Source organism: Bacteroides caecigallinarum (genome assembly GCF_016901995.1).
Lineage (GTDB): Bacteria > Bacteroidota > Bacteroidia > Bacteroidales > Bacteroidaceae > Phocaeicola > Phocaeicola cellulolyticus.
In genome coordinates this window covers 38,059-50,731 of the sequence record NZ_JACJLE010000001.1, presented here as the reverse complement: position 1 = coordinate 50,731, position 12,673 = coordinate 38,059, and the positions used below count along the sequence as shown (strand labels likewise).

Here is a 12,673-nt window from a genome sequence, read left to right as displayed (position 1 = left end):
ATAATAATTATTTAATCAGGTCTTTTCCTGTCATATCAGCTGGCTGAGCCATACCCATGATGTGAAGGATAGAAGGAGCAACGTCTGCCAATACACCATTTTCAACCTTAGCGTCCTTGTTTGCTGTTACGTAAACAAATGGAACAGGGTTAAGTGAGTGAGCAGTGTTAGGAGTTCCGTCTTCGTTCAATGCGTGGTCAGCATTTCCGTGGTCAGCGATGATGATTACTTCGTAGTCGTTAGCCTTAGCAGCTTCTACTGTATCTTTCACGCAGTTGTCGATAGCGACAACAGCCTTTTCGATAGCTTCGTAGATACCAGTGTGGCCTACCATGTCACCGTTAGCATAGTTAACAACGATGAAGTCGTATTTCTGAGTGTTGATAGCTTCTACCAGTTTGTCCTTTACTTCGTAAGCGCTCATTTCAGGCTTCAGGTCGTAAGTAGCAACCTTTGGAGAAGGAACCAGGATACGGTCTTCGTTGTCGTATGGAGTTTCACGTCCGCCGTTGAAGAAGAATGTAACGTGTGCATACTTTTCTGTTTCAGCAATGTGAAGCTGAGTCTTTCCGTTTGCAGCGAGGTATTCGCCAAGAGTGTTCTGTACGTTTTCCTTAGGGAAGAGGATGTGTACACCCTTGAATGAAGCATCGTATGGAGTCATACAGTAGTACTGAAGTCCTGGGATAGTCTTCATACCAGCTTCAGGCATATCCTGCTGAGTAAGAACGATAGTAAGCTCTTTTGCACGGTCGTTACGGTAGTTGAAGAAGATAACTACGTCGCCTTCTTTGATAGTACCGTCGAAGTTAGCGTTAGAGATAGGTTTGATGAATTCGTCAGTAACACCTTCATCGTATGATTCCTGCATAGCCTGAACCATGTCTGTAGCTTTCTTGCCTGTACCGTTAACGAGCAAGTCGTAAGCTTCTTTCACACGTTCCCAACGTTTGTCGCGGTCCATTGCATAGAAACGACCTACGATAGAAGCAATTTTACCTGCTGATTTAGCGCAGTGTGCAGTAAGTTCTTCAATAAATCCTTTACCGCTCTTAGGGTCTGTGTCACGACCGTCCATGAAGCAGTGGATGAAAGTATTTTCGATTCCGTATTCTTTAGCGATGTCGCAAAGGCGGAACAAGTGGTCTAGTGAAGAGTGAACGCCACCGTTTGAAGTAAGACCCATGAAGTGTATGTTCTTACCGTTTTCCTTAGCGTATGTGAAGGCAGAAACAACTTCAGGGTTCTTCATGATGCTTCCGTCGGCACAAGCACGGTTGATTTTTACCAAATCCTGATAAACGATGCGTCCTGCACCGATGTTGAGGTGACCAACTTCTGAGTTACCCATCTGTCCGTCAGGAAGACCTACGTTTTCACCGCTTGCCTGCAATTGTGAGTGAGGGTAGTTAGCCAACAGGCTGTCCCAGTAAGGAGTAGGAGTGTTAAAGATTACATCGTCTTTTTGATGGTCGCCGCAGCCCCATCCGTCGAGGATCATTAAAAGTGCTTTCTTTGCCATAATTGTAATATGTTTTAGAAGTTTGAAATCCAATTTGTTTTCCGGCTGCAAAAGTACAAAATATCTGCTTTTTGAGCGAATGTTTTGAGTATTTTTAATATAGAGCTTATAATGGATAATTTAGAATATACTTTCAATTATAGTAAAAATGAGAATATATTGTTTGTGAATTATTCGTTGATTTACTATATTTGCAAAGTAATAAAGTCAAAAACGCTATGAGTTACAAGTCAGTTAAGGAGGTTGTAACTATGTTGCTTGACAACGGCTTCGTTCTAAAAAGCCAGAAGGGCAGCCACATGAAGTTTGAAAAAGACGGAATAACGGTAGTCGTTCCGAATCATGGAAAGAAAGGCGTTGAAAAAGGCACTTATTACAGCATTTTGAGGCAAGCGGGGCTAAAATAGCCCCAGCCTCTTTTGTTTAACTATAAAATGGTGGTCAAAATGAGAACAGTTGAAGTTATTGTGGAACATGCCGGCAACAATCTTAGTGCTTATATCGAAGGTGCTCCTGTTATTACGGTTGGTAATAACATAAGGGAGATTGAAGATAACATGAAAGAAGCTATAGACTTATATTTGGAGGACAATCCGAATCCTTGCGAAATTCTCAAAGGGGAATTTTCCTTAAAATTTAAAATAGATGCTTCTACATTTATCAACTACTACAGTAGTATTTTCACTAAGGCCGCATTGAGTCGGATAACCGGCATCAATGAACGCCAGTTGTGGCATTATGCGGCCGGAGTGCATAAACCTCGCAAGCAGCAGTTGGAGAAGATTCAGAAAGGTATTAACGCACTGACTGAGGAATTGGCTGCCATAAATCTGTTGTAATTGATAAAGTTATTATCTATGGATTATCGCTTCAATTTTAGCTATTTTTCAACTGTGTGAACAGTTCTTTCTGCTTTTCGCTTAAAGATGTAGGTATATCCACATGATATGTCACAATCAAATCGCCGAAAGTACCTTCTTTCTTATAAACAGGGAATCCTTTACCACGCAGTCTGACTTTTGTGTCGTTCTGAGTGCCCGGATTTACTTTCAGCTTAACCATTCCGTCTATGGTCTTGACGTTCACAGTACCTCCAAGAACAGCTGTATAAAGGTCTATATCGACATCTGTGAACAGGTCGTCACCTTCACGTTTGAACTCTGGATCTGGAGCTATCTGGAAGGTGATGTAAAGGTCACCGTCAGGAGCTCCGTTGCTGCCTTTCTCGCCGTGGCCTTTCAGCTTTATCATTTGTCCGTCGGCAATACCTGCAGGTATGGTTATACGCAGGTTCTCGCCGTTCACGCTGAAAGTCTGTTTGTGCGTGACAGCTGCCTCACGGAGTGAAAGATTCATCTGTGCTTCTATATCACCTCCACGGCTCATCATGTTGTAATCTCTTCCGCTTCTGCCCGCTGAGGATCCATGTCCGAACAGCTGCTCGAAGAAGTCGGAGAATCCGCTTGCATTTCCTCTTCCGAATCCGCCCATGAAATCGTCGCCATTTACGGAGTACCAGTATGCAGATTGTCCGCCTTTCTCTTGTGCTCTCTGGTATGCTTCACGTTCAGCCTTGAATTCGTCGGCATGTTTCCAGTGTTCGCCGTATTCGTCGTATTTCTTTCTTTTTTCAGGATCGCTCAAAACTTCGTTAGCTTCGTTTATCTCCTGAAACTTGTCTTTGGCGTTAGGGTCGTCTTTGTTCAGGTCAGGATGATACTTTCTGGCCATCTTACGATAGGCTTTCTTGATATCATCTTGTGTGGCATTACGTTCTACGCCCAGTACTTTGTAATAATCTATAAAAGCCATATATTTTGAGTTTTTAAAGTTGGTGGTTTATAAAGTTGTTTTATGCCTGGCAATTCTTGTAAACAACCTTACATATTCTATAAATACAACCTTTGTTTTTATAAATACAAGTTATATATATAAAAATACAATCTATAGATATGTAAATATAAGTTGTATTTATAGAATATGTAAAGATGATTTCAAGTTCTCATAAGCATTTATTTAAGTTGTTTACTTATAAAAACAGAGCCTCCCGTTGACTGTTGGCGGGAGGCTCTTATTTGGTTTACCAATGATTAATGTATTTCAATAACACGATTAACCTTAGCTTTTTCTTCTGGTGAATACTTCGGCAACTCGATAGTCAATACACCGTCTGAAACATTAGCACTTATCTTTTCCTTATCAACATTGTCAGGCAAGTAAAGTGACTGTTGGAATTTTGTGTAAGAGAACTCGCGTCGCAAGTATTTCTTGTCTTCTTTATTCTTATCTTCGTTTTCAACTTTCTTTTCCATAGAAATAACAAGTTCATTGTCATCTCCCAAATGGATGTTGAAATCGTCTTTTGTCATTCCTGGAGCTGCAACCTCTACTTTGTAGTTCTTTTCGCTCTCAATAACATTGATAGCCGGGGCTGTAGCGTTAGCTTTTTCCATCCAGTCGTTATCGAAGAAATCATTAAAGATACTTGGTAACCAGTTCTGATTGTAATACTTTCTAATCGGCATCATAGTTTTAATCTCCTATATTTAAGTTATACATTTTCAATTATTTCCGAACTCTTGGTTTTTGAACCTCAAGTTCACTATTGATATTGCAAACTGTGTGCCGATGCCGTGAGTTTGAATTTTTGTCAGACGGTGTTTAATGTTTATAATCTGATTTTAAACCTTCAGGCCATTGTTTTAAACATGTGGAAACATTATTAATATATTCACAGGTGTTGATAAAGTTGGAAATTGACAAATTGTCATTTGGTTATCTTGTTTTACGTGTCAAAATGTCCTTTTGCGGACTCTTACTTCTGTATTTAATGTGTTTGGACTGGAAAAATGTTATATGAATTGATTCGGTCGTGCCAAAGTTAGAAGGTATGAAGGCAGAGTTATTAACAGGCTGTTAATAACGTAGGTTTTCAACAGGTTGTTAATAACTCCTGTTGATGTTGAAATCCAAGACTTGATTTAGAAATCCAGCGAAAGCTGAGTGTCGCCTAAAAGGTTGTAACTCAGGCGGTGATAAGGAGAAGTGCCGAATTCCTTTATGGCTTGTCGGTGTTTTTTTGTGGGATATCCCTTGTTCATATCCCATGCGTACATAGGATATTCACTGTGCAGCCTGTTCATATAGTCGTCACGATAAGTCTTCGCAAGTATCGAAGCGGCTGCTATTGAAAGATATTTTCCGTCGCCCTTTACTATTGTGGTATGCGGAATGTTCTTGTATTTGTTGAAACGGTTGCCGTCTATCAGCAAATGTTCTGGAGTAATTTTCAGTTGGTCAATTGCTCTGTGCATCGCGAGGAACGAAGCGTTCAGAATGTTGATTTTATCAATTTCTTCCGGTTCTACAATACCAATTGCCCATGCCAATGCTTCCTTTTCTATAATTTCTCTCAGCTGATAGCGCTGTTTTTCAGACAGTTGCTTCGAGTCGTTCAGCATCTCATTCTTGAAGTCCTTCGGCAGAATGACAGCTGCGGCATAAACTGCTCCGGCAAGACATCCTCGTCCTGCTTCATCGCATCCGGCTTCTATAAGGTTTTCATTCAAGTATGGTAAAAGCATCTTTATGGGGTTTTAAAATTTCCGGGTGCAAAGGTACGCATTTTGTTTTTCTTGTAGCAATATTTATGTATGGAGTTATTAATGTGTTATTCACATACTATGTTGATAGTCCTTTTATTTTTGTCTTCCATGAAATTAAACATCAAACAATCATATAACCTTCTTGATAGATTCATGTAAAAAATGTTAAAAGCAGTGCTGCTGTATGCAAAATAATGCGATAATATTCATCTTTATTGTAATGGCAACTATTGATATCAAAGAGTTATTAGAACGGTGTAAAAAAGGAGATAAAGAAGCATTAGGATTACTTTATACAACCTTTTCAAGGCGGATGATGCGCGTCATCTGTCACTATATACATGATTTGGATGCTGCACAAGATATATTACATGATGGTTTCCTTATCATTTTCAGCCGTATCAATCAACTTCAGAATGAGGAAAAACTGGAATACTGGATGGGGACGATAATGAAAAATTTGTCTTTGCGATATCTTAAAGAACAGGATTTTACCCAACTGCTCGCAGAAGACTATGATACGCCTGACATTCCAGACTTTGAGGAATCTATCACAATGGAAGAATTGGAGATAATGATCAACCGTCTTCCTGTGGGTTATCAAAAGGTGTTCAGACTTGCAGTATTGGAGCACAAAACTCATAAAGAAATCGCTAAACTGCTTGGTATTTCAACTCAGACATCAGGTTCTCAACTATTCCATGCACGGATTATGCTTCGCGAAATAATTGTGAAGTATAAAATAGAAAAAGGAATGGTGATATTGGCCATTATCATAATTTCCATGATTTTCCAGCATAATCAAAATGACCATAGAGTTCAAACAATTTTTGAACCAACAAAATTAAGAACAGAAACAAATAAAGATATAGAGAACAAGGTAGTACAAAATGAAGAATCAATAAAGCAGATTGCCCTGCAAAGCAGTAGGAATACCGCATTACTTTCGGAAATCTGTGTGGAAAAGGAAGATTCCCTTAACCTCTCCACTACAGCAGAAAATCTTCTTGCTGAAACAAAAACAGATAATGGAGAGGACTCTGATACAGCTAAGCATGATATTTGTTCTAATCCAAACAAAATGGAATTTTTTGCCTGCGCACATCATTCCAATGACTTGCCTATAACAAAAAGAAAAAATCGTAACTTTAGCGTGTCTGTTGGAGGTTCTGTAATAGGAGCATTTAATACAGAAAATTCATATTTGAAACCAAGTGATAATCCTATTTGGGCAGGTTCTAATGACAAGGTTATAGAGGAATCTGAACACGATCTGCCAATTACATTTGCTTTGAATATTTCTAAACTCCTCTCTAAATGTTGGAATTTAGAAAGCGGGCTGCAATACACATTATTGCGGACAAAACGAACCACAACAACCATAAACGATAAACAGTCCGTTTCTGTAACCAATCAGTATATAAAAGCACATTATTTAGGAGTTCCTCTGAAACTTCGTTTTAAGATTTTGTCTATTGACAAATTCTCACTTTCTTCCGGCATTGGAGGAATGGTGGAGTTTCCACTAAGAGGCAAGGTGAATGAAAGAATAGATGACGGTGAAATGCAAGAACATAATTACGCATTGCCCATGCAATGGTCTGTATATGGAGGAATAGGGATTGAATATCATTTCACGCCGAAAATTGGTATCTATACAGAGCCGTCTATAAACTATTATTTTAAGTCAAGGAGCAGCTATCCTACAATCAGGCAGGACAAGCCTTTTGAGTTCTCGCTTCCTGTAGGCTTGCGTTTTACGTGGTAATTGTTAAAATGGCAGATGATTCTAATTTTTTTTGTGATTTCATGCAAAGTTTAAAGTTTATGCCACTCTTACTATTAGAAACATTTAAAAAAAACATTATGAGAAATCTTACTAGAATCAGTTGCCTTTCATTAATCTCTCTATCAAAGTGCGACCTAACTAAATTTGTTTGTCTCTTTCTTCCACTATTATTATTGTCTTCGTGCAGTAAATCTGAAGAACCAGACTATCCGACAGTTGCATCATCTATATTCAATGATGTATTGATTGATGTATTGGATTCAGAAGGTAATAGTCTTATAGATAATGAGGCTATTATGAATGGATTGTCTTTTATTGGAAGGGATGGCTATAAAATACCTTTTCATACCGTTGAAATAGGAGATGAGAAAATAATAAGGACTGTTTTCCCTCTTCCTATGGAATCTTCGATGAATTATTCTGATGACAGGAAAGAAGGATATGGAGAATCGACACTTACTATAAAGGCTAAAGATTTTAAGTATATATTCAAAGGCTTGTTTCATTACACTTGTTCACATCCTGATATAGAGATGTTTGGAGGTAATGGAATAAAAATTATTGAGATTCATTCCAATGACCCCAATGTTTCTATCAGCGAGGATGCAAACTTTCTAAAGATTACTATCAAAATTGCATCTGATTAAACTTGGTCAGAAATTTCTTCTTTGGTAATTCTCTCAAAAAAATCTTCAAATCCAAAGGGTAAACTACTCAAGTCTTGATGGCTGGTGTTAAAAAACAATAGGGTTTAAACAGCCTTTAAATACTGTTTAAACCCTGTTCAGATGTTAATAACTCAATTCAATATTAGATTCTTCCGCTTTCAGAAATCATGTTTCTTATCTGTTTGTTGAAATCATCTCTCTTCATTAGTTCTTCCAGAGTGATGTGCATTCTCCATCTCCAGTAATGGCGTGGATTCGCCGGAATATTGATACGTTCTATATCAATATTCGGATTGCGGAGACTTTCATCTATAGATGTCCAGTCCTGCCATGTCAGGATGCAGAGGAGTGACGGACTTGCCAGATGTTGGTTGATAATTTCCTGGCACAGCCATCCTGGCGCATCCTGAGGTACATCTCCCCAATGACCTAATTCGTAATGATAGTATCTTTCTGTTATCTGCGGGTCTTCTTTCCAATATCCGCGAAGGCTCGACATATCGTGCGTACCTATGGTACATACCGAGCGGAACGGATAGTTATAGACATGTCCGAACTCGTCTTTCGGGTCTTTAGGCATTCTCTGTATTTCGAGAGAAAGAATCTGCAGCTGGTTCATTACCCATGGCACACAGTCTGGCACCATTCCCAAGTCTTCACCGCAAACAAGCATTGAAGTTGACTGGGTGAGGACAGGTAGTTTTTTCATTGCCTCGTCGTACCAGAACTTGTTGTGGCGCTGGTAGTAGTAATGATTGTATAGTCTGTTGAAGGCTTCCTGTTCCTGCCAGTTGAGCTGCTTGTAGATGAAGTCGTTCTGTACAGATATTCTCGGGTGATACATCTCAGGATTCTTTCTGTCTTTTACGAACAGAACATTGCTTATCAATGAGTATAGGCCTTCCTTCAAGTTGAGGCTTTCCTGATCGGTCTTTCCTGCAAAGTAAGCTTCGACTTTACGCTGTGTATCGAACTCAGGACGCATGCGGTAGATGTCATGGTGGTCATGCTGTACGAAAGTGTTGCGTACCTCATCACTCTTGTCGCCGAATATGGTGTTAAGCATATAGTCGTTGATGAAAGGTTCTGTCATGAACTCTTTCTGGAAGTTCAGTCCGAAACCTTTTATCTCATCCGCGCTCATAGGCAGTGCCGGAACGAATTGTCCTAACAGTCCGTGTACAGAGTGTACAGGAATTTCCCATATACGGAAGAAACCAAGTATGTGGTCGATACGGTAAGCAGTGAGGTATTCAGCCATTTTTGAGAAGCGCTTTCTCCACCACTGGTAGTTGTCTTTTTCCATCACATCCCAGTTGTATGTAGGGAATCCCCAGTTCTGACCGTTAACTGAGAAAGCATCAGGTGGCGCACCTGCCTGTCCGTTCATATTGAAGTAATATGGTTCTACCCATGCTTCCACACTTCCGCGGCTTATACCGATAGGAATATCTCCTTTCAGAATCACACCTTTGCTGCGTGCATGGTTGGCAGCTGCGAGGAGCTGTACATGCAGTACGTATTGCAGGAAGTAATAGAATGAAATTTCGGGATATGTTTCGGCTTCCTTGTCGCATAGCTTGTCTATCTCTTCGGAAACGTATGTGCTGTATTCCGGCCAAGTATTGAAGTCGGCTGTACCATACAGATCTCTCAGATAGCTGAATGCCGAATACGGTTTAAGCCATTCTTCGTTTTTGCAATAGAATGTTTTGAAATCTTCCGATGAAAGGATGTTTTCGGCTTCCTGAGTGAATATGTCCTTCAGGTATGCACGTTTGGTGTTGTTTACTCCTTCGTATTCCACTTGTGGAAGACTGTTCAGTTTCTGGCGTTCATTTTCATATTCTGCAGCCTTATCTGTATCCTTAAGAGCCGGAAGTTGTCTCAGGTCAATATACATAGGATGGAACGCGTATATTGAGATAGCATTGTACGGATATGAATCTACCCATGTCTTTGTCCTTGTGGTGTCGTTTATAGGTAATATCTGTACTGCCTGCTGGTTTGTTTCCGCTGCCCAGTCTATGTATGTTTTCAGGTCGCCGAAATCGCCTACACCGAAACTGCCTTCCGAGCGGAGTGAGAAAACCGGTATCGCACTTCCTGCAACTTTTCTTTCAGGCAGATTGAAGAACACTTCCGTTTCCGTAGGGAAGTAAGTTTCGCCACGCATTAATGGCTGGATGTGGAATGTACGGTTGTATCCGCATTCCCATTCCTCTACAGCTCCGGTTTTAGAGCTGATTGCTACAAACTTGTATTCAAAAGGGAATGTGAGTGATGAAGTGTCTATGGATATGTACCATACGTCAGGCAATATCTCCTGCATTCTGAGCGGACGGTAATACTCCCAGTTGCCAAGTGCATTACAGCTGCCTATTATTCCCAGTTCCTGTTCTTTGTGTCTCAGTCCTGGACATAATGCTCTGAATGTTATACAGCTGCCTACGTTGTCAGTAAGTTTCTTTGGCTCTTCTGTATGTGGGATACCATTGAATGCGGAACTGTATCTGTGATTTCCTTCCGGAAGGTCACGCCAGCAATCGTCAAAAATAAAATGGTGTTGCTGTGCATTACCTTTTATAATAGAGTGAGGAATTGCGCCGAATTCTTTTCTTAAGCATCTTTCATTTCTGAATACGGCATATCTGTATGCTGCCATATCTTCATTTTCGGGCAAATCGTAGTTGAAAGTTCCTTGCCATTCTTGTCCGTCGCGAGTGAATAGGGGAAGTGAGTTTTCTTCATCGTTGTTGATAATAACTCTCATGCTTTCGCCCCATACTGTACGATACTTAATACGAAATGTCAGTTTCATATCTTTCTTAGGTATTAGTTTTTATTTAGTTGTTTCTTTTTCCAAATGTAGTTATTTTATAATAATGCTTAATCGTTAAATCTAAAAAATATAAATGTTTTATGGCATGAAACGGCCTCATACGCTTTCTGAGCATGATTTATACTGTATAAAATATAAGATTTTTATAAATAAAAAAGCCCCGGAACTTTGTGAATTCCGAGGCTTTCCTCCATGTAAGATGTGAGGAGGTAAAAAATTTAGTTAAACATATAAACTACCTTATGCGTCAATATTGGCATAAGTAGCATTCTTTTCTATGAACTCGCGTCGTGGAGCTACATCGTCTCCCATAAGCATAGAGAAGATATAGTCCGCTTCAGCGGCATTTTCTATCTGTACTTGTTTCAGGATACGAGTTTCAGGATTCATTGTTGTTTCCCAAAGCTGTTCCGGATTCATTTCACCCAAACCTTTGTATCTCTGAGTGTGTATTCCCTGTTCGCTTCCGTCACCGTATTTCTGGATGAAAGCATGTCTTGCTTCTTCGGTGTAGCAATATTCGCTAACCTTACCCTTTGTACATTTGTACAATGGAGGAGTAGCTATATACAAGTGACCTTCCTGAATGATTTCAGGCATATATCTGTAGAACAGAGTCATGATAAGTGTGTCGATGTGAGAACCATCGACGTCGGCATCGGTCATGATTATCACTTTGTGGTAGCGGAGTTTTTCGATGTTTGCCTTCTTGCTGTCTTCTTCTTCAACACCGAAACGGATTCCAAGTGCCTGAATGATGTTGTTTACTTCATCACTCTCGAATGCCTTGTGCCACATCGCTTTCTCTACGTTAAGGATTTTTCCTCGCAGAGGCAGGATAGCCTGGAATTGTCTGCTTCGTCCCTGTTTTGCAGAACCACCTGCAGAGTCACCCTCGACGAGGAACAACTCGCATTCTTCTGCTACACGGCTTGAACAGTCGGCCAGTTTTCCAGGAAGTCCGCCGCCGCCCATAGGGCTCTTGCGCTGTACAGACTCGCGTGCTTTTCTTGCTGCGATACGTGCTGTTGCCGCAAGTACTACCTTGTCAACAATGACTTTTGCTTCTTTAGGATGCTCTTCAAGATAGTTTGAAAGAGCTTCACCTACAGCCTGCTGTACGGCACCGCTTACTTCGCTGTTTCCAAGTTTGGTCTTTGTCTGACCTTCGAACTGAGGTTCGGCAACTTTTACAGAGATTACTGCGATAAGGCCTTCGCGGAAGTCTTCACCTGAGATTTCAACTTTTGCTTTTTCCAGTGCCTTACTTTCTTCGGCGTATTTCTTCAATACACGTGTAAGTGCCGCACGGAAACCACCTTCGTGAGTACCGCCTTCTATAGTGTTGATGTTGTTTACGTATGAATGCAGGTTCTCGCGGAAACCTGTGTTGTACATGATGGCACACTCTATAGGAACACCCTGTTTTTCAGTGTTCAGATAGATTACATCATCAAAAAGTGGAGTATTTGTAGAATTGAGGAAACGTACGAATTCCTTAACACCTTCGTCAGAGTGGAATACCTCACTCTTGTAGCTTCCGTCTTCTTCTGTTTCGCGCTTGTCTGTAAGAGTGATAGTGATACCCTTGTTCAGATATGCCAGTTCTCTAAGACGTGCCTGAAGAATGTTATATTTATATTCGGTTACGGTGAATATTGATGCATCCGGCCAGAAAGTCTGTTTCGTACCTCTCAAATCAGTGGTACCTACTTCCTTTACAGGATAGAGTGGCTTACCGCATTCATATTCCTGCTGATAAATTTTTCCGTTTCTGAATACGTTTGTTGTCATGTGAGTAGAAAGTGCATTCACACACGATACACCCACACCATGCAAACCTCCTGAAACTTTATATGAACCTTTGTCGAATTTACCTCCGGCGTGCAGCACTGTCATAACGACTTCCAAAGCCGATTTTTTCTCTTTCTCATGAAAATCAACAGGGATACCACGTCCGTTGTCCTGTACGGTGATTGAATTATCTTCGTTTATGGTTACTTCTATATGTGTACAATATCCGGCCAGAGCTTCGTCGATAGAGTTGTCCACAACTTCATATACGAGGTGATGCAAACCTTTTTCGCTGATGTCGCCGATATACATAGCGGGACGTTTACGTACGGCTTCAAGTCCTTCAAGCACCTGAATACTGCTTGCCGAGTAGTTACTTCCGCTGTTTGGTGTCAGTTCTTCACTCATGTTTTTAAATAGTTTATTTAATCGTTCAAAGTTACGAAAAATCTG

Annotated in this window: 10 protein-coding genes; 4 read left to right on the top strand and 6 right to left on the bottom strand. The window is 40.4% G+C overall.

The window, feature by feature from the left end:
- Positions 1–7: 7 nt before the first annotated feature.
- Positions 8–1,522, bottom strand: a complete 1,515-nt coding sequence (gpmI, locus tag H6A61_RS00205) for a 2,3-bisphosphoglycerate-independent phosphoglycerate mutase (protein ID WP_204390329.1) — start codon at positions 1,520–1,522, stop codon at positions 8–10.
- Positions 1,523–1,740: 218 nt separating this feature from the next.
- On the opposite strand from gpmI, the gene H6A61_RS00200 reads away from it, so the two are divergent.
- Together H6A61_RS00200 and H6A61_RS00195 are read left to right on the top strand one after the other, a co-directional pair.
- Positions 1,741–1,929 (top strand): type II toxin-antitoxin system HicA family toxin, encoded by a 189-nt coding sequence (locus H6A61_RS00200; RefSeq protein WP_154043426.1) that lies wholly within the window; start codon positions 1,741–1,743, stop codon positions 1,927–1,929.
- Between the two features lie 39 nt (positions 1,930–1,968).
- The gene (locus tag H6A61_RS00195) at positions 1,969–2,361 is read left to right on the top strand and encodes an antitoxin HicB (RefSeq protein WP_154043425.1); all 393 of its coding nucleotides are present in this window, start codon (positions 1,969–1,971) and stop codon (positions 2,359–2,361) included.
- 37 nt (positions 2,362–2,398) lie between these two features.
- Here the strand turns inward: H6A61_RS00195 and H6A61_RS00190 are convergent, their stop codons facing one another.
- From H6A61_RS00190 to H6A61_RS00180, 3 genes are all read right to left on the bottom strand, one after another.
- Positions 2,399–3,334, bottom strand: a complete 936-nt coding sequence (locus H6A61_RS00190; protein ID WP_204390328.1) for a DnaJ C-terminal domain-containing protein — start codon at positions 3,332–3,334, stop codon at positions 2,399–2,401.
- Positions 3,335–3,612: 278 nt separating this feature from the next.
- Positions 3,613–4,050, bottom strand: a complete 438-nt coding sequence (locus H6A61_RS00185) for an Hsp20/alpha crystallin family protein (protein WP_154043423.1) — start codon at positions 4,048–4,050, stop codon at positions 3,613–3,615.
- A 453-nt stretch (positions 4,051–4,503) separates the two neighbouring features.
- Entirely contained in the window at positions 4,504–5,106 is a 603-nt protein-coding gene (locus H6A61_RS00180) for a ribonuclease HII (protein ID WP_204390327.1), read from the bottom strand.
- Between the two features lie 241 nt (positions 5,107–5,347).
- Between H6A61_RS00180 and H6A61_RS00175 the strand changes: the two genes are divergently transcribed.
- Positions 5,348–6,895 (top strand): sigma-70 family RNA polymerase sigma factor, encoded by a 1,548-nt coding sequence (locus H6A61_RS00175; protein ID WP_239469041.1) that lies wholly within the window; start codon positions 5,348–5,350, stop codon positions 6,893–6,895.
- A gap of 98 nt (positions 6,896–6,993) precedes the next feature.
- Positions 6,994–7,563, top strand: a complete 570-nt coding sequence (locus H6A61_RS00170; protein WP_239469040.1) for a hypothetical protein — start codon at positions 6,994–6,996, stop codon at positions 7,561–7,563.
- 163 nt (positions 7,564–7,726) lie between these two features.
- Here the strand turns inward: H6A61_RS00170 and H6A61_RS00165 are convergent, their stop codons facing one another.
- Together H6A61_RS00165 and gyrB are read right to left on the bottom strand one after the other, a co-directional pair.
- Positions 7,727–10,405, bottom strand: a complete 2,679-nt coding sequence (locus H6A61_RS00165; protein ID WP_204390326.1) for a 4-alpha-glucanotransferase — start codon at positions 10,403–10,405, stop codon at positions 7,727–7,729.
- A 261-nt stretch (positions 10,406–10,666) separates the two neighbouring features.
- The gene (gyrB, locus tag H6A61_RS00160) at positions 10,667–12,628 is read right to left on the bottom strand and encodes a DNA topoisomerase (ATP-hydrolyzing) subunit B (RefSeq protein ID WP_154043420.1); all 1,962 of its coding nucleotides are present in this window, start codon (positions 12,626–12,628) and stop codon (positions 10,667–10,669) included.
- Between the last annotated feature and the right edge of the window lie 45 nt (positions 12,629–12,673).

Coding starts and splice junctions, on each gene's coding strand:
- gpmI (WP_204390329.1), bottom strand. CDS start 1,522: ATGGCAAAGAAAGCACTTTTAATGATCCTCGACGGATGGGGCTGCGGC.
- H6A61_RS00200 (WP_154043426.1), top strand. CDS start 1,741: ATGAGTTACAAGTCAGTTAAGGAGGTTGTAACTATGTTGCTTGACAAC.
- H6A61_RS00195 (WP_154043425.1), top strand. CDS start 1,969: ATGAGAACAGTTGAAGTTATTGTGGAACATGCCGGCAACAATCTTAGT.
- H6A61_RS00190 (WP_204390328.1), bottom strand. CDS start 3,334: ATGGCTTTTATAGATTATTACAAAGTACTGGGCGTAGAACGTAATGCC.
- H6A61_RS00185 (WP_154043423.1), bottom strand. CDS start 4,050: ATGATGCCGATTAGAAAGTATTACAATCAGAACTGGTTACCAAGTATC.
- H6A61_RS00180 (WP_204390327.1), bottom strand. CDS start 5,106: ATGCTTTTACCATACTTGAATGAAAACCTTATAGAAGCCGGATGCGAT.
- H6A61_RS00175 (WP_239469041.1), top strand. CDS start 5,348: ATGGCAACTATTGATATCAAAGAGTTATTAGAACGGTGTAAAAAAGGA.
- H6A61_RS00170 (WP_239469040.1), top strand. CDS start 6,994: ATGAGAAATCTTACTAGAATCAGTTGCCTTTCATTAATCTCTCTATCA.
- H6A61_RS00165 (WP_204390326.1), bottom strand. CDS start 10,405: ATGAAACTGACATTTCGTATTAAGTATCGTACAGTATGGGGCGAAAGC.
- gyrB (WP_154043420.1), bottom strand. CDS start 12,628: ATGAGTGAAGAACTGACACCAAACAGCGGAAGTAACTACTCGGCAAGC.